Genomic DNA, 15743 nt, shown 5'->3' with positions numbered 1-15743 from the left:
CAAGTCGGCGGAGGCGGACGGGAATCGAACCCGCCTGACCCGGATGCCGGGTCACACCGATTTTGAAGATCGGGAGGGGCACCAGCCGCCCTAACGCCTCCAAGCTGGTATGTGACGCTCCCTCTGGTACCAATGCGACGAGGGTGAAAACATCCTGCCATGACCGATCAAGACGTGTCATCGATACGCAGATTAACGTCCTACGCGCACGGGGGAGGCTGTGCCTGCAAGATCCCTCCCGGAGAGCTCGAACGAGTCGTCGAAGGACTGACGTCCGCCGGCGTCAAGAACCCCCGAGGCGAGTTGCTCGTCGGCCTGGCAACCGGGGACGACGCCGCCGTCGTCCGCGTCTCGCAGGACACCGCGGTGGTCTCCACCGCGGACTTCTTCACCCCGGTCGTCGACGATCCCTACGACTGGGGACGCATCGCCGCCGCCAATGCCCTGTCGGACGTCTACGCCATGGGCGGGCGCCCCGTCACGGCCGTCAACCTGCTCGGCTGGCCACGCGACGTGCTCCCCTTCGAGCTGGCTTCCGAGGTCCTGCGCGGCGCCCTCGACGTCGCCCACGGCGCGGGTTGCCACGTGGCCGGCGGACACAGCATCGACGACCCGGAACCCAAGTTCGGCATGGCGGTCACCGGCCTCGCCCACCCGGACCGCCTCCTGCGCAACAACACAGGTCGAGCCGGCCAGCCACTCACCCTGACCAAACCACTCGGCGTCGGCATCCTCAACAACCGCCACAAAGTCACCGGTGAGACGTTCCCCCAGGCCATCGACTCGATGACCACCCTCAATGACCGTGCCAGCGCCCTGGCACTGCGGTCAGGCGCCGAGTGCGCCACCGACATCACCGGTTTCGGGCTGCTCGGACACCTCCACAAACTCGCCCGCTCCTCCCGGGTCACCGCCATCATCGACGCGGCGGCCGTCCCCTACCTCGACGGCGTACGGGAATCCCTGTCCGAGGGATTCGTCAGCGGCGGAACACGCCGAAACCTGGACTGGGTACGCCCGCACCTCGACGCCGGCCCGGTGCGGGAGGAAGAACTCCTCCTCCTCGCCGATGCGCAGACGTCAGGTGGCCTGCTCGTCGCCGGAGAGATCCCGGGGTATCCCGTCATCGGAGAACTCGCGCCGCGCACCGATCCCGGCATGCCGACGATGGTGATCAGGTAGCGCTCTGTCGCACTCCTCCTGACCGTGCGCCGCTCTCAGCCCTCGCACACGACCAGCGCCGACGCACCTCCCATAGTGCCCGCACGCACCCCCGCCCCCATAACTATGGTGCCCCACCACATACGCCCCTGACCTGCGCATTCCTACGGTATGGCGACACGTAACCGTCCCCGCCGAACCGCCGGAAGTGGTGACCATGGCTGCCCCAGCCCCCGCTCCTCCCCGACCCACCAACCTCCCCCGCATCGTCGCCGCCAGCCTCATCGGGACGACCATCGAGTGGTACGACTTCTTTCTGTACGGGTCGGCCGCCGCGCTCGTCTTCAACAAGCTGTTCTTTCCCGGGTCCGACCCGCTCGTCGGGACCCTGCTGTCGTTTCTGACGTACGCCGTCGGGTTCGCCGCGCGGCCGTTGGGGGCGCTGGTCTTCGGGCACTTCGGGGATCGGGTCGGGCGCAAGAAGCTGCTCGTGCTGAGTCTGCTCATGATGGGTGGGGCGACCTTCTCCATCGGGCTGCTGCCGACGCACGCCACGGTCGGGTCCGCCGCGCCCGTGCTGCTGACCACCCTGCGGCTGGTGCAGGGGTTCGCGCTCGGTGGTGAGTGGGGCGGGGCCGTCCTCCTGGTGTCGGAGCACGGGGACGCCCGGCGGCGCGGGTTCTGGGCCTCGTGGCCGCAGACCGGGGCGCCCGCCGGGCAGTTGCTCGCCACCGGTGTGCTCTCGGCGCTCACCGCGCTCCTCTCCGACGACGCCTTCCTCTCCTGGGGGTGGCGCATTCCGTTCCTGCTGTCCGGGGTGCTGGTGCTCGTCGGGCTCTGGATACGGCTGTCGGTCGATGAATCCCCCCTGTTCAAGGCCGCGTTGGCGCGGGCGGAGGAGCGCCGGGCCGCCGAGCCCGACCGGGTGGCGGAGAAGCTGCCGCTCGTGGCGGTGCTGCGCGACCACTGGCGCGACGTGCTGGTGGCGATGGGCGCCCGGATGGCGGAGAACATCAGCTACTACGTGATCACCGCGTTCATCCTCGTCTACGCGACGACCTCGGCCGGGATGGCCAAGCAGACTGCGCTGAACGCCGTACTGATCGCCTCCGCCGTGCACTTCGCGGTGATCCCCGCCTGGGGCGCGCTCTCCGACCGGATAGGGCGCCGGCCCGTCTATCTGATCGGTGCGGTGGGGGTCGGCGCCTGGATGTTCCCCTTCTTCTCGCTGATCGACACGGCCGACTTCGGCAACCTGGTGCTCGCCGTGACCGTCGGGCTCGTCTTCCACGGGGCGATGTACGCACCCCAGGCCGCCTTCTTCACCGAGATGTTCGCGACCCGGATGCGCTACTCGGGAGCCTCGATCGGCGCCCAGTTCGCCTCGGTCGCCGCCGGCGCGCCCGCCCCGCTCATCGCCACCGCCCTCCTCAAGGACTACGACAGCTCCACCCCCATCGCCCTCTATGTGATCGCGGCGGCGCTCCTCACGGTGATCGCGCTGATCTGTGCCCAGGAGACACGCCACCGCGATCTGGCGGAGGTCGACGCCCAGAGCCCCTCTGCGGACTCCGTCAGCGTCTGACGGCCGCCGACATCAGATGGAGCCGCAGCGCCAGCTGGATCTCCAGCGCTCGGGCCGGACACTGCCAGTCCGGCCCGAGCAGTCTGCCTATCCGCTCCAGTCGCTGGGCCACCGTGTTCACATGGACGTGCAGGTCGTCCTTGGTGCGCGCGGGGCTCATCCCGCTCGCGAAGTACGCGTCGAGGGTGCGCACCAGATCGGTGCCGCGCCGCTCGTCGTACGCCACGACCGCGCCGAGCGTCCGCTCCACGAAGCCCTCGATGTCCCGGGTGTCCGCGAGGAGCAGCCCGAGGAAGCCGAGGTCCTGGGCGGCCGCGCCCTCGCCGGGGCGGCCGAGCAGCCGCAGCGCCTCCAGGCAGCGGCGCGCCTCCGCGTACGCCTCGGATATCTCGCCGGGGCGGGCCGCCGGGGCCTCGACGGGAGCGGACGCGCCGACGGTGACCCGCTCGTGCAGGGCGCCGCCGAGCTGTCTGGCCAGCTGGCGGGCCACTTCGGCCGGGGTGTCGGCCGGGCCCAGCGGCAGCAGCAGCACCGTCCCGCCGTCGCGGGCCGCGGCCAGGCCGTGCCGGGTCGCCGCCAGATGCGCCGCGGCCGAACCCATCCGCTGCCGGTCGGCGGTCCGGCGGTCCGCGGTGCCGTCCTCGGGGCTCTCGATGCGGGCGGCGAGGACCACGTGCGGCGCGTCCAGGTCGGCCCGCAGCCGGGCGGCCCGGTCGCGCAGCAGCCGGGGGTCGCGGCCGGGCGCGTCGAGGAGGTCGTCCAGGAGCTCGCCGCGCACCCGCTGTTCGGCCTCGCCCGCCGAGCGCCGGGCGAGCAGCAGCAGTGAGGTGACCATGGCGGCCCGCTCCAGGGTGCGCCGGTCGACCGGGTCGAGCGCCGGGTGGCCGCGCAGCACGAGCGCACCCAGCACCTCGTCGCCCGCCGCGACCGTGGCCACCCAGTCCCTTCCGTTCCGTACCGCATGGCCGTCCGTGCCCGTCAGCTCCAGGGCGGCGAAGGCCGGCGAGTCGGCGTCGGCGAACTCGACCGTGCCGTCCAAAACCTCGGACACCGCGCTCGCCACGTCCTGCACCCCGCCGCCGCGCAGCACCAGTTCGGTGAGCCGGTCGTGGACTTCGGAGGCGCGCTCCAGGACCGCGCTGTGGTCCCGGATGATCTCATTGGCCCGCTCCAGCTCGGCCAGCGCGGAACGGGTCTCGGCGAGCAGGTTGGCGGTGTCGATGGCGACCGCCGCGTGCGCCGCGAAGGAGCCGAGCAGGGCGATCTCCTCGCGCGCGAAGACCCTGCTGTGCCGGTCGGCGGCGAACAGCACGCCGATCACACTGCTGCCGAGCGTCAGCGGGACGCCGAGGATCGCGACCAGGCCCTCGTCGCGCACTCCGGTGTCGATGGTCCTGGTGTGGCGAAAGCGCTCGTCGTCGAAGTAGCTCGACGTCACATAGGGCCGGGCGGTCTGGGCGACGAGGCCGCCGAGGCCCTCGCCCATGCCGAGCCGCAGCTGCTGGAAGCGGGCGGCCACCGACCCTTCGGTGACGCGCATATAGGTGTCGCCCGCCACCGGGTCGTTGAGGCTCAGGTAGGCGACCTCGGTGCCCAGCAGGGAACGCGCGCGCTGCACGATCGCGCGCAGCACCGCGTCCAGGTCGCGCAGCCCCGCGAGGTCGTGGGCGGTCTCGAAGAGCGCGGAGAGCTCGGCCTCCCGGCGCCGTCGGCCCTCCAGGTCGGCGCGGACCCGCAGGGCGAGCCGGCGGGCGGACTCCAGGGCGGTCAGCGCCTCGGGTCCGGCGCCGTCGGCACGGGCCAGCAGCGCGGGCCGGTCGTACGCCTCGGCCGCCGCGCCGCGCGCCAGAAGCTCCAGGTAGGGAGCCTCCGCGAACTCGGTGGACTGCGGGTGATCGTGGGACATGTTCACAGGGATACCTGCCGTACGGGCGGCCGCGCCAGCCCTGTGGACAACTGTTGGCAGGCGCCGGTCAAGGAGTGGAGGTGCGGTGGAGGCGCGGCGGCAGACGCCGCCGGAGCGCGTGCGCGCCGCGTCAGTGCGCGGTCCAGCCGCCGTCCAGGGCGAGCGAGGTGCCGGTGATGAAGGAGGCCTGCGGGGCGCAGAGATAGGCGACGGCCTCGGCGACCTCGGACGGCTCCACCAGCCGTTTCAGCGCGGAGTCCTTGAGCAGCACTTCGGTCAGGACGCGCTCCTCGGGGATGCCGTGGGCGGCGGCCTGGTCGGCGATCTGCCGCTCGACGAGCGGGGTGCGGACATAGCCGGGGCTGACGCAGTTGGAGGTGACGCCGTGCGGGGCCCCTTCCAGGGCGGCGGTCTTGGAGAGCCCTTCGAGGCCGTGCTTGGCCGCGACGTACGCCGACTTGTACGCGGAGGCGCGCAGCCCGTGCACCGAGGAGATGTTGACGATACGGCCCCAGCCCTGCCCGTACATATGCGGCAGCGAGCCCCTGATCAGCCGGAACGGCGCTTCCAGCATCACCGTGAGCACGGTGTGGAACACCTCGGGCGGGAACTCCTCGATGGGGCGCACGAGTTGCAGCCCGGCGTTGTTGACCAGGATGTCGGTGCCGGTGGCGGCCTGCTCGGCGGCCTCCAGGTCGGTCAGGTCCAGGACCAGCGGCTCGATGGATCCGGCGAGACCCGCGCTCTGGGCGGCCAGCGCGTCGAGCCCCTCGGCGTCCCGGTCGACGGCCCGCACCTTGGCGCCGGCGGCCACCAGGCGCAAGGCGCAGGCCCGGCCGATGCCGCCGGCGGCCCCGGTGACCAGGGCGGTGCGGCCGCCCAGGTCGAGCTCATAGGACGGGGGGACGGGACCAGGGGTGGTGGGCGTGGTCATGTTCTTGACCCTAGGCAGTGCGCCCGCCCCTCACCCATGTGGTCCGGGCCCATACTTCAGCGGTCGGTCGTAGGCGCGAACCATGTCGGTTCATCGGTCATCGCCTGTTTGATCCGGAAGAGCGAGAACTCCTCCAGGGCCGGCAGCGCGTCGACGGGGAACCAGCCCACCTCCAGGGACTCGTCGTCGTTGACGCGCGCCTCGCCGCCGACCGCCCGGCAGCGGAAGCAGATGTCCATGAACTGGCAGTGGTCGCCGTTGGGGTAGGTGACCGGGCTCAGGGCGTCCACCAGGACGACCCGCTCCACGACGCACCGTACGGCGGCCTCCTCGTACACCTCGCGCACGGCGGTCTCGGCAGGCTGCTCGCCGGGCTCGGGTATCCCACCGATGATCGACCACTGGCCGGTGTCGACGCGCCGGCCGAGCAGCACCCGGCCCTCGTCGTCGAAGACCACGACGCTGACGCCCGGCAGGAACAGCAGCTGGTGGCCGGCCGAGGCCCGGATCTCGCGGATGAACTCTGGTGTCGCCATGCCCCCGACCCTAACCAGCCTCGACGGCCCCGGTCCGCCGCTCGCGACGCGCGCGTACGGTACGGCTCACCGCCCAGCCGAGGCCCGCCGCCGCGAGCGCCACCAGGGTCCACTCGGGCGCGGTGCCGAGCCGGGTCGCCGGGGTCTGGGAGGAGCGCAGCGGCACCTTGGCCACCAGCGAGTCCGGGGTGAACATCCGGGTCTTCTGGACGACTTCGCCGTCGGGCATGATCACCGCGCTGACGCCGCTGGTCACCGGGACGGTGACGGTCCGGCTGTGCTCGACCGCGCGCACCCGCGACATGGCGAGCTGCTGGTAGGTCATCTCGCTGCGGTCGAAGGTGGCGTTGTTGCTGGGTACGGAGATGATCTGGGCGCCATGGGTGACGGTGTCGCGCACGGCCCAGTCGAAGGCCGCCTCGTAGCAGGTGGCGATGCCGACCCGGGTGCCCGCCATGTCGAACACGCCGGCCTTGGTGCCGCGGCTGAAGTCCTGGCGGACCATGGAGACATAGCCGGGGCTGAACTGCTTGATGAAGCCGCGCAGCGGGATGTACTCGCCGAAGGGCTGGATCTGCCGCTTGTCGTAGGTGGCTCCGGGGCCCGTCCTCGGGTCCCACAGCACCTGCTCGTTGAAGAGCCGCCCGTCGGGGCGCTCGACGACCGCGCCGACCGAGATCGGCGCGCCGACCGCCCTGGCCGCCCGGTCGATGTCGGTGTAGGCCTGGGCGTCGGTGTAGGGGTCGACGTCCGAGGAGTTCTCCGGCCACAGCACGAAGTCGGGCTTGGCCGCCTGGCCGGCCTTGACCCGCTCGGCCAGCCGCAGGGTCTCGCGCACGTGGTAGTCGAGCACCGCGCGGCGCTGCTCGTTGAAGTCCAGCCCGAGGCGCGGCACATTGCCCTGGATCACCGCGACCGTGGCGGTGCCCTTCTCGGCCTTGTCGCTGACCAGCGGGGTCGAGGCGAAGGCGACGGCGACCGGGGCGAGCAGGGCGGCCAGGGCGCCAGCCGCGGCCCCCTTGCGCAGGACGCCGGTGGCGCGCAGGCGCAGGGCCTGGCGCACGCACGCGTAGAGGCCGAAGCCGCAGAGCACCACGGCGAAGCCGAGGACAGGAGTGCCGCCCAGGGCGGCGAGCGGCAGGAACACGCCGTCCGCCTGGCCGAAGGCGAGCTTGCCCCAGGGGAAGCCGCCGAACGGCACGCGCGCGCGTACGGCCTCGGAGGCGATCCACAGGGCGGCGCCCCACACCGGCCAGCCGGGCAGCCGAGAGACGACCGCCATCGCGGCGCCCGCGGCGGCGACCCCGATCGCCTCGATGGCCGCGAGGGCCAGCCACGGGCCGGGGCCGACCTCCACGCCCGTCCAGACGAGCAGCGGCAGCAGGAAGCCGAGGCCGAAGAGGTAGCCGAGCCCGAATCCGGCCTTCCAGGTCCGCCCGCGCAGACACCAGCCGAGGACCGCGAACGCGGGCACCGCCAGCCACCACAGGGGCCGCGGCGGGAAGCTCAGATACAGCAGCACACCGGACAGCGCGGCCGCCGCGGGCCTGATGAGCCGGTGCAGCAGCCGACGGCCGCGCGAGGCGGTGGCGGGCTGCGGTTCGAGCTGCTCTGGCTCGGCTGTGGGGGTGGTGGTCGTGCTCACCCGGCGGAGTCTACGGCCGCCGGCTGTGCCTGCGTCAGACCGGTTCGTACAGTAACCGTCCATATGCGTACGATCACCGCCGTTGTGCGCCCGAACCCTACGTCCGTACGCGTACGGACATCGGACGGAACCCCCTGCCGGAACGTTTCCGCACGATCTGTACCCAGATCGTGCCCCACCCCACTACGGTGTGCGCAGTCCGTCAGACGGCCGGGGGGCGCGGATGAGCACAACCACAGGCCGGTCCGCCGCACCCGAGCGCCGGGCCGGGCCCGATCTCGTCGGCGTCGTCGTGCTCGGCGCCTGCGCGGGCTGGTCGTTGATCGCGGCGGCCGGGCGGGAGGCCCGGCCGGAGGGCGTCCTGCTGGCGGTGCTCGCGGTGGCGGCCGGGTACGCGCTGGGGCGGATCAGCGGCAGCCTGGTGCCCGTGGCGGCGGCGGCCTGCGCCGCGACCGCGGGCCTGGTCCTCGCGTACGCCTCCAGGGACGGTGTCCCCGGCGCCACCGTGGACCCGCTGCCGGGCCATATCGGCGTCTCGGCCGCGCTCCCCGCCCTGGCTGCCGGAGCGGCCTGCTGCGGGGCCTGGGCGGCGCGTACGGCCCTCGTACGCCTCGCACTGCGGCTGCTGGCGGTGGGGTGCGCGGGCATGGCCCTCGCGCTCGGCTCGGCGGCGGGCTGCGCGGCGGCGCTCGGCGTGCTGCTGTGCTCCCTGGCCGCGGCCAGGATGCGACACCGGACGGTGGGCCTCGCCGGGCTGGCCGCGGTCGCCGCCCTGGTGGCGGTGGGTTCGGTCGCGGTGGCCGAGGACGTGCTGCCCGACGGACTCACCGTCTCCCTGGAGGGCCAGCTCACCACGGAGCGCGTGCTGCTGTGGCGGGACGCGGTGGACCTGGCCGAGGACCATCCGCTGCGGGGAACCGGGCCCGACCGGTTCGGCGGCCTCAGCCCGGTGGCCCGGCAGTCCCCGGGCGCCGCCGGGAAGCCGCACTCCGCGCTGCTCCAGCAGGCGTCCGAGCAGGGCGCGGTGGGAGCCGGCCTGCTGGGGTCGACCTACGGCTGGATCCTGTACGCGCTGTGGCGCTCGCCCCGCGCCACGCCGGTCGCCCTGACGGCGGGGGCCGCGCTCACCGCGCTGGCCGCCTTCGCCTGCGTCGGCAACGCGCTGAGCTTCACCCCGGTGACGATGGGCGCGGGCCTGCTGGCGGGCCTGGCGACCGCGCGGCCGACCGGGGAGGGGCAGCAGGAGGCGGACCGGGGCGTGGATGTCGTGCGTGTGAGCGGGTGACGGCGGAGGTACGGAACCACGCGCGCGTGGGTGAAGGTGTTTGGGCCGACTGGGCGGGCCGACCCGACCGGAGGCCCCGGGTTCGTACGTCTGCACGAAGGGGGAGCGCACCCCCAAAGTGGGAGCGACTCGGAAAAAGGAGCGCCTCCGGAAAGCGTCAGGCCTCGGCGTGCTTGGCGGTGCCGAGCAGGCGCAGCCGGTCGCGGATGACGCGGACCGCGGCCTCGGCGTCGTCCACCGTCACGGTGAAGACACGGCCGTCGCCGAGCCGCAGCACCAGGCCCTCACCTCGGCGTACGACCACGGCAGTGCCCTTCTCCGGGCGCCAGCGGTAGCCCCAGCCGCCCCACTGGCGGGGGGTCACACGGGGCGCGAAGTCGGCGCCCACCACGTCGTCGAGCGAGATGCGGCGGCGCGGCAGGCCGATGTGGCCGCAGCGCACTTCGAGGCAGTCGTCGTCGACCTTCACGGCCACATGGACGAAGGCGAGTGTGCCGTAGAGCACCAGGAGCCCGGCCGTGACGCAGCCGATCACCGACATGAGCAGCGGGGCGACGCCGGACGTCCAGTTGGAGTCGACGGCCAGCTCGATGCCGAGGGCCACGCAGGCCGCGCCCGCGGCGGCCAGCAGCCACTGGACGCGGTTGGTCGCGCGACCGGTCCAGATCGCCGGCTGCGGGACGAGCGCCGGTACACCGGGGTCGTGCGCCGGGGGCTCGGGGGGAAAGTCCCTCATGCCTAGCAGACTACTCAGAATCCACAGGACCGACAGTGACGCCACTCTCAGTGAGCGATGCCGTCATGCTCAGCGAGAAACGGTGACCTTCTGTAGCAGACGGCCTTCCGGGTACCCGAGCGCGATGTCGCTGAGGTTGCCGGTCCGGCCGCTGAGAAGGACCGTCAGACCGCCGGTGGGTGCCGCGTCGGGGGCGGCCTCCGCGCCGATCCGGCGCAGCGCCTGGGCGGCGACGGCCGGGGCACTGGCGTACAGGCCGGGCGCGGAGGCGCCGGGCTGCCGCACCGCCTCACGGACCCGCTCGGCGACCAGCTCGTAATGGGTGCAACCCAGGACGACGTCCCTTACGTCCTTGGGGGTCAGCTCGGCCGCCGCGGCGATGGCCAGCTCGATGGCGGGCTCGTCACCGTGCTCGATCGCGTCGGCGAGGCCGGGGCAGGGGACCTCGGTGACCTCCACGCCATCGGCGAACTCGCCGATCAGTCCGCGCTGGTAGGGGCTGCCGGTGGTGGAGGGGGTGGCCCAGATGGCGACGGGGCCGCCGTTGGCGGCGGCCGGCTTGATCGCCGGGACGGTCCCGATCACCGGGATGCTCGGCTCCAGCGCCGCGCGCAGCGCCGGGAGCGCACGCACCGAGGCGGTGTTGCAGGCCACGATCAGGGCGTCGGGACGGAGCTCGGCGGCGGCACGCGCCACGGCGAGCGCGCGCTCGGTGACGTCCTCGGGCGTACGGGGTCCCCACGGCATGCTGTCCGGGGCGGAGGAGAGGACGAGGTCGGCGTCCGGCCTCAGCCGGCGCACGGCGGCGGCCGCCGCCAGCAGGCCGATTCCGGAGTCCATGAGCGCGATCTTCACCCGGTCACCATAGTCGACCGCCCTTGCGCACCGGCCCAGGTGGTGCAGACTGCGGCGGATGAGCGCCCTCGCATGGATCGCCTTGGTGTCCCTGGCCTGCTGGCTCTGGCTGCTGCTCGGACAGGGTTTCTTCTGGCGCACCGACCAGCGTCTGCCCGCCCGTTCGGCCCCGCGGGACTGGCCGTATGTGGCCGTCGTCGTACCGGCCAGGGACGAGGCGCAGGTGCTGCCGCGCAGCCTGCCGACCCTGCTCGCCCAGGACTACCCCGGGGAGGCGGAGATCTTCCTGGTCGACGACGGGAGTTCGGACGGCACGGGTGAGCTGGCGCGGGCGCTCGCCGCGCGGGAGGAGTGCGCGCTGCCGCTGACCGTGGTCCGGCCGGGCGAGCCCGAGCCCGGGTGGACCGGGAAGCTGTGGGCCCTGCGCCAGGGCATCGCGCTGGCTCGCGCGCGCGAGCCCGAGTATCTGCTGCTCACCGACGCCGACATCGCCCATGAGCCGGACAGCCTGCGGGAGTTGGTGGCGGCCGCCCGCTCCAACCGGCTCGACCTGGTGTCGCAGATGGCGCGGTTGCGGGTGGCGAGCGGCTGGGAGCGGCTGGTGGTCCCGGCCTTCGTCTACTTCTTCGCGCAGCTGTACCCCTTCCGCTGGATCAACACCCCGGGGGCGCGCACGGCGGCCGCCGCCGGGGGCTGCGTACTGCTGCGGACGGAGGCCGCCGAGCGGGCGCGCGTTCCGGAGTCGGTGCGCCAGGCGGTCATCGACGACGTGTCGGTGGCGCGCGCGGTGAGCCGCTCGGGCGGGCGGATCTGGCTGGGGCTCGCGGAGCGCGTCGACAGCGTGCGCCCCTATCCGCGCCTCGCCGACCTGTGGCGCATGGTGGCGCGCAGCGCCTACGCACAGCTGCGGCACAGTCCCGTCCTGCTGATCGGGACGGTCGTGGGGCTCGCGCTCATCTATCTCGCGCCCCCGGTCGCGTTCTTCGCCGGGATGGCGCGGAACGACGCCGTGGCGGGCTGGGCGGGCGGGCTCGCCTGGCTGGTGATGGCCGGGACGTACGTACCGATGCTGCGCTACTACCGCCAGCCGCTGCTGCTCGCCCCGCTGCTGCCGTTCACGGCGCTGCTCTACCTGCTGATGACGGTCGACTCGGCCGTCCAGCACTACCGGGGGCGCGGAGCGGCATGGAAGGGGCGCACTTATGCGCGCCCGGAGGCCACGCCGGACCAGTGAGCCGGGCCGGGCCGGGCCAGGCCGCCGCGTGGCCGAGCCGGCGGGGCCGCGCCGCCGGTCGTCGGCGGAACCCAGCCGCTCCCCCGTCGGCCCGAACCGCGCCCACGCGCGCGTCACTTGCGGCCGGGCGTCCAGTTCATGCCCCAGCCGTACTCCTTGTCGATCGTGCGCTGCGGGCTCACGCCCCGTGCCGGCACCAGATAGCGGGCCTCGCGCTGGACGACGAGGTCGCCTCCGTTGTTGGTGAGCAGCGCCAGCGCGCAGACCGTGGAGGGCACGGTGCACTCGTCGAGGGAGAAGTCGATCGCCGCGCCGTGCTGCGGCTGGAGGGTGACGGTGGCGTGCAGGTCGGCGAAGCTGCGGGCGCCCTCGTAGATCGTCACGAAGATCAGCACCCGGCGGAGCTGGTCCTTGTGGTCGAGGTTGACCGTGAGGTTCTCGCCGGAGCTGACGGCGCCGGTGCGGTCGTCGCCGTCCAGGTGGATGTACGGGGGCCTGCTGAGGGAGCCGAAGGCGTTGCCGAGCGCCTGGACGACGCCCTTGCGGCCGTCCGCGAGCTCGTAGAGGGCGCACAGGTCCAGGTCGAGGTCGGCGTGGTTGGCGACGGCTCTGCCGAGCTTGGCGCCCCAGCCGGTGAACTGCTTGCGCATCTGCCAGTTCAGGTTGACCCGCAACGCCCCCGAGCTGCCGCCCTGCTTGGCCAGCGAGACGGTGGGGGCGGCCTTGGTCAGCGTCACCTTGGACAGGCGTACGGGGGTGGGCGCGGGCGGCGCGGCGGGCGGCGGCGGAGCCGCCGCCGGGAAGGCGGGGACGGTGGCCGCGGTGGCGGGGGCGGTGGTCGCGGCGGCGGGCGGCGCGGACCCCGGCGGTACGGCCACCGGGGCCGGGACCGGGGCCTGCTGGGGGGCCGGGGCCTGCTGAGGGGCCGCAGCGCCGGGCCGGTCGACGGTGATCCCGAAATCGGTTGCCAGCCCTTCGAGTCCGGAGTCGTAGCCCTGGCCCACCGCGCGGAACTTCCAGGCGCCCTGGCGCCGGTAGAGCTCGCCCAGGATGAACGCCGTCTCCACGGTCGCGTCCGCGCTGTCGAAGCGGGCGAGCTCCGCGCCACCGGCGGCGTCCAGGAGGCGGATGCACAGCCCGGGCACGCGGCCAAACGTTCCGCCATCGGCGGAGGCGGCCAGCACCACACGCTCGATGCCGGGCTCCACGCGCGCGAGGTCGACGAAGAGCGTGTCGGTGACGCCCTCGGCCGAGCTCCGCTTGCCCTCGTGGCGCACCGCGCCCGAGGAGTGGGCCGGCTGGTTGTAGAAGACGAAGTCCGCGTCGGAGCGGACCTTCCCGGTGCCCGCCGCGATCAGCAGGGCCGAGGCGTCGGCGTCCGGCACGCCGGGACCGGAACGCCAGGCCAATTCGACGCGTACGGCCGGTGCCGGCACCGGGACATTGGACCCTTTAAGCATGGACATGCTCGCCCCCATCGCGAGTCGGGGTGCCGGAGGATTTCCGCACCGTCAACCTAAGCCCCGCCAGACGTTCCGGCACCCGCCGGTAACCCCCTCCGAGCTCGCTCTTTACACGATCCCTACGCTCCTGCGCGACCGATTTTCCCATGTTCGCTCGCATTAGGGATGTGCGGTCACTCCGAACCCATAAAACAACCCTTCTTGTCGGACTCCCCAACGACCACATCGTGGGCTTAACTTATGTGCCATGACCTCCCCCCGCTCCACCTATGGCGGCGGTTACTACTCCGCGCCGTCCTTCCCGGACACCCCCATCTACGACTCCCTGGTCGCAGAGCGGGGCACGCCTCAGATCGCCCCGATCCGAGTGCCCGCCATGTACGACACCGGCAGCAGCTATCTGCCGGCCCTTCCGGCCGCGCTCCCCGCCCTGCCGTCCGGCCCCTCCCAGCAGCCCGCCTACGCCTCCTCGTACGGCTACCAGCAGGCGCCGCAGCCGGTGCCGCTGCAGAGCGCGCCCGCGCCCTACATCCCGCAGCAGACCGGGGTCCCGCGCGGCTATCCGGGACCGCAGGTCCAGCAGCAGCGCCCGATGGCCCCGACGGGCTACGAGGCGATGCGCCCCGCGGCCCCGCGGCCCGCGCCCGCCCCGGCGCCCTACGACGGCTACCAGCAGCCGTACCAGAACACGGGATACTGAGCAGGGGTCACCGAGCCGGGCGCCTCCGGGCCCCCGCTCCCCCGCGTTCGACCGGTTGTCCGAGGCGGCTGGCAGGATTGGCTCATGGAGAGTCCTTCGCAGCCCGCCGTGAGCCAGCTCAACGTCTACCCCGTCAAGTCGGTCGGGGGGTACCGACTCGACGAGGTGCCGGTCGAGCCCTGGGGTCCGCTCGGTGACCGCCGCTGGATGGTCGTCGACGCCGCCGGGAAGGCCGTGACCCAACGCGAGCGGGCGCGGCTCGCGTTGGCCGCCGCCCGAGCGCTGCCGGACGGCTCCGTCCGGCTGTCCGCGCCCGGCCGCGAGGATCTGACCGTCGCCGTGCCCGAGCCGATCGGCCCCGTCGCGGTGACGCTCTTCGGCAAGAAGGTCGAGGCGATAGCGGCGGACGAGGCCGCGCACGCGTGGTTCAGCGAGCACCTCGGGGCGGAGGTCCGCCTGGTCCACCTCGACGACCCCGCGACCCGGCGGCCGATCGACCCGGACTTCGCGCTGCCGGGCGAGACGGTGAGCTTCGCCGACGGCTTCCCGCTCCTGATCGCCACCACCGCCTCGCTGGACGCGCTGAACGCACTGATCGCGCAGGGCGACCGTCCGCACGAGGGGCCGCTGCCGATGAACCGGTTCCGCCCCAACGTGGTCATCGACGGCACCGAGGCGTGGGCCGAGGACCACTGGTCGCGGATCGCCGTCGGCGACGTCGTCTTCCGCGTCGCCAAGCCCTGCGGGCGCTGTGTCATCACCACCACCGACCAGGCGAGCGCCGAGCGCGGCCGCGAGCCGCTGCGCACCCTGGGCCGCCACCGCCGCTTCGGCACCAAGCTCGTGTTCGGGCAGAACGTCGTCCCCGAGAGCCCCGGCGTCATCCGCACCGGTGATCCCCTGCGCGTTCTCGCGTAAGGCGCCCTTCTGCGGGAACTCGTGGGGAGGACGGACGCGTTGTGCGGGAGGGGGCTCGGGTGACGTTGCTCTCTCTTGGGCCCGCTCGCGCGTAGGGCGGACCGCGCGGGGCCAGGACGCAAGCGGAAGGGGGTGCGATCCAGTGCGATCCGCAGTGGGGGTGTGGCGTTGGCGGCAGAACTCCTTACGCCGTCGTACGGATCTCGTGGAGGCATGGGTGACGCTGGTGGCCCTGGTGCTGGTGGTGCTGGCCTCGCCCGTCCTGGGGGGTGTGTGCGGGGCCGTCACGGACCGCGCGTTACAGCGCACGGTGACCCGGGAGCAGCGCGAGCGCCACGCGACGACGGCCGTGGTGGTCCATCAGACCCACGAGCGCAACCGGGTGGGTGACGCCGAGGGCGTGGGCGCGCGCGAGGGCCGGATCCGGGTGGTCGCCCACTGGACGGCGTACGACGGCACGCTCCACACCGGCACGGTCGCCGCCCCCAGGCGAGCCGCCCCGGCGGGCTCCACCTTCCGTATGTGGACGGACGACCGGGGCATACGGACGAGCCGCCCCCTGGACTCCACCACCGCCCACGCGCACGCGGTCTTCGCCGGTCTCGGCGCGGCCACCGCGGCGGCCGCTCTCGTGGAGGGGATACGGCGGCTGGTCGTATGGCGTCTGATGCGACGGCGGTATGCCCGTCTCGACCGCGCCTGGGCCGGATACGGTCCGGACTGGGGCCGTGCGGGAGCAGGCAGCTGACCCGTCAACCCAGCGGCCCCGCGCGCGCTACGGTGGA

Annotated in this window: 14 protein-coding genes and 1 tRNA gene; 7 read left to right on the top strand and 8 right to left on the bottom strand. The window is 73.1% G+C overall.

The window, feature by feature from the left end; translation table 11 throughout:
* Positions 1-8 precede the first annotated feature (8 nt).
* Positions 9-101, bottom strand: a tRNA-Sec gene (locus tag ABD236_RS05135).
* Between the two features lie 58 nt (positions 102-159).
* Between ABD236_RS05135 and selD the strand changes: the two genes are divergently transcribed.
* Positions 160-1182, top strand: a complete 1023-nt coding sequence (gene selD, locus ABD236_RS05130) for a selenide, water dikinase SelD (protein WP_344070586.1) — start codon at positions 160-162, stop codon at positions 1180-1182.
* A 196-nt stretch (positions 1183-1378) separates the two neighbouring features.
* The gene (locus ABD236_RS05125) at positions 1379-2746 is read left to right on the top strand and encodes an MFS transporter (protein ID WP_344070584.1); all 1368 of its coding nucleotides are present in this window, start codon (positions 1379-1381) and stop codon (positions 2744-2746) included.
* On the opposite strand, the gene ABD236_RS05120 is transcribed toward ABD236_RS05125, so the two are convergent.
* The 4 genes from ABD236_RS05120 to lnt form a co-directional block, all read right to left on the bottom strand.
* Positions 2736-4652, bottom strand: a complete 1917-nt coding sequence (locus tag ABD236_RS05120; RefSeq protein ID WP_344070582.1) for a helix-turn-helix domain-containing protein — start codon at positions 4650-4652, stop codon at positions 2736-2738. The two genes, ABD236_RS05125 and ABD236_RS05120, sit on opposite strands and share 11 nt — an antisense overlap.
* A 130-nt stretch (positions 4653-4782) precedes the next feature.
* The gene (locus tag ABD236_RS05115; RefSeq protein WP_344070580.1) at positions 4783-5586 is read right to left on the bottom strand and encodes a 3-hydroxybutyrate dehydrogenase; all 804 of its coding nucleotides are present in this window, start codon (positions 5584-5586) and stop codon (positions 4783-4785) included.
* Between the two features lie 56 nt (positions 5587-5642).
* Complete coding sequence (locus tag ABD236_RS05110; RefSeq protein WP_344070578.1) at positions 5643-6122, bottom strand: NUDIX hydrolase; 480 nt, start codon at positions 6120-6122, stop codon at positions 5643-5645.
* A gap of 10 nt (positions 6123-6132) precedes the next feature.
* Complete coding sequence (gene lnt / locus ABD236_RS05105) at positions 6133-7767, bottom strand: apolipoprotein N-acyltransferase (RefSeq protein WP_344070576.1); 1635 nt, start codon at positions 7765-7767, stop codon at positions 6133-6135.
* Positions 7768-7990: 223 nt separating this feature from the next.
* Between lnt and ABD236_RS05100 the strand changes: the two genes are divergently transcribed.
* Positions 7991-9052 (top strand): O-antigen ligase family protein, encoded by a 1062-nt coding sequence (locus ABD236_RS05100; RefSeq protein ID WP_344070574.1) that lies wholly within the window; start codon positions 7991-7993, stop codon positions 9050-9052.
* 157 nt (positions 9053-9209) lie between these two features.
* On the opposite strand, the gene ABD236_RS05095 is transcribed toward ABD236_RS05100, so the two are convergent.
* Together ABD236_RS05095 and ABD236_RS05090 are read right to left on the bottom strand one after the other, a co-directional pair.
* On the bottom strand, positions 9210-9788 hold the full coding sequence (locus ABD236_RS05095) for a hypothetical protein (RefSeq protein WP_344070572.1): 579 nt from the start codon (positions 9786-9788) through the stop codon (positions 9210-9212).
* A gap of 69 nt (positions 9789-9857) precedes the next feature.
* Positions 9858-10643 (bottom strand): glutamate racemase, encoded by a 786-nt coding sequence (locus ABD236_RS05090; protein ID WP_344070570.1) that lies wholly within the window; start codon positions 10641-10643, stop codon positions 9858-9860.
* Positions 10644-10701: 58 nt separating this feature from the next.
* Between ABD236_RS05090 and ABD236_RS05085 the strand changes: the two genes are divergently transcribed.
* A complete protein-coding gene (locus tag ABD236_RS05085; RefSeq protein WP_344070568.1) occupies positions 10702-11877 on the top strand; it encodes a glycosyltransferase in 1176 nt (391 codons plus the stop codon).
* Between the two features lie 113 nt (positions 11878-11990).
* Here ABD236_RS05085 and ABD236_RS05080 read toward each other — a convergent pair whose 3' ends face one another.
* Entirely contained in the window at positions 11991-13355 is a 1365-nt protein-coding gene (locus ABD236_RS05080; protein WP_344070566.1) for a TerD family protein, read from the bottom strand.
* Positions 13356-13587: 232 nt separating this feature from the next.
* Between ABD236_RS05080 and ABD236_RS05075 the strand changes: the two genes are divergently transcribed.
* From ABD236_RS05075 to ABD236_RS05065, 3 genes are all read left to right on the top strand, one after another.
* Entirely contained in the window at positions 13588-14040 is a 453-nt protein-coding gene (locus ABD236_RS05075; protein WP_344070564.1) for a DUF6643 family protein, read from the top strand.
* An 84-nt stretch (positions 14041-14124) separates the two neighbouring features.
* A complete protein-coding gene (locus ABD236_RS05070) occupies positions 14125-14958 on the top strand; it encodes an MOSC domain-containing protein (RefSeq protein WP_344070562.1) in 834 nt (277 codons plus the stop codon).
* Positions 14959-15175: 217 nt separating this feature from the next.
* The gene (locus ABD236_RS05065) at positions 15176-15706 is read left to right on the top strand and encodes an Rv1733c family protein (protein WP_344070560.1); all 531 of its coding nucleotides are present in this window, start codon (positions 15176-15178) and stop codon (positions 15704-15706) included.
* The last annotated feature ends 37 nt before the right edge of the window (positions 15707-15743 follow it).

Origin of the sequence: Streptomyces crystallinus (assembly GCF_039521265.1) — a bacterium.
Lineage (GTDB): Bacteria > Actinomycetota > Actinomycetes > Streptomycetales > Streptomycetaceae > Streptomyces > Streptomyces crystallinus.
This window is presented reverse-complemented; position numbering and strand designations above follow the sequence as displayed.

Coding starts and splice junctions, on each gene's coding strand:
- ABD236_RS05095 (WP_344070572.1), bottom strand. CDS start 9,788: ATGAGGGACTTTCCCCCCGAGCCCCCGGCGCACGACCCCGGTGTACCG.
- ABD236_RS05125 (WP_344070584.1), top strand. CDS start 1,379: ATGGCTGCCCCAGCCCCCGCTCCTCCCCGACCCACCAACCTCCCCCGC.
- ABD236_RS05110 (WP_344070578.1), bottom strand. CDS start 6,122: ATGGCGACACCAGAGTTCATCCGCGAGATCCGGGCCTCGGCCGGCCAC.
- ABD236_RS05080 (WP_344070566.1), bottom strand. CDS start 13,355: ATGGGGGCGAGCATGTCCATGCTTAAAGGGTCCAATGTCCCGGTGCCG.
- ABD236_RS05100 (WP_344070574.1), top strand. CDS start 7,991: ATGAGCACAACCACAGGCCGGTCCGCCGCACCCGAGCGCCGGGCCGGG.
- ABD236_RS05075 (WP_344070564.1), top strand. CDS start 13,588: ATGACCTCCCCCCGCTCCACCTATGGCGGCGGTTACTACTCCGCGCCG.
- ABD236_RS05085 (WP_344070568.1), top strand. CDS start 10,702: ATGAGCGCCCTCGCATGGATCGCCTTGGTGTCCCTGGCCTGCTGGCTC.
- ABD236_RS05120 (WP_344070582.1), bottom strand. CDS start 4,652: ATGTCCCACGATCACCCGCAGTCCACCGAGTTCGCGGAGGCTCCCTAC.
- ABD236_RS05070 (WP_344070562.1), top strand. CDS start 14,125: ATGGAGAGTCCTTCGCAGCCCGCCGTGAGCCAGCTCAACGTCTACCCC.
- selD (WP_344070586.1), top strand. CDS start 160: ATGACCGATCAAGACGTGTCATCGATACGCAGATTAACGTCCTACGCG.
- ABD236_RS05115 (WP_344070580.1), bottom strand. CDS start 5,586: ATGACCACGCCCACCACCCCTGGTCCCGTCCCCCCGTCCTATGAGCTC.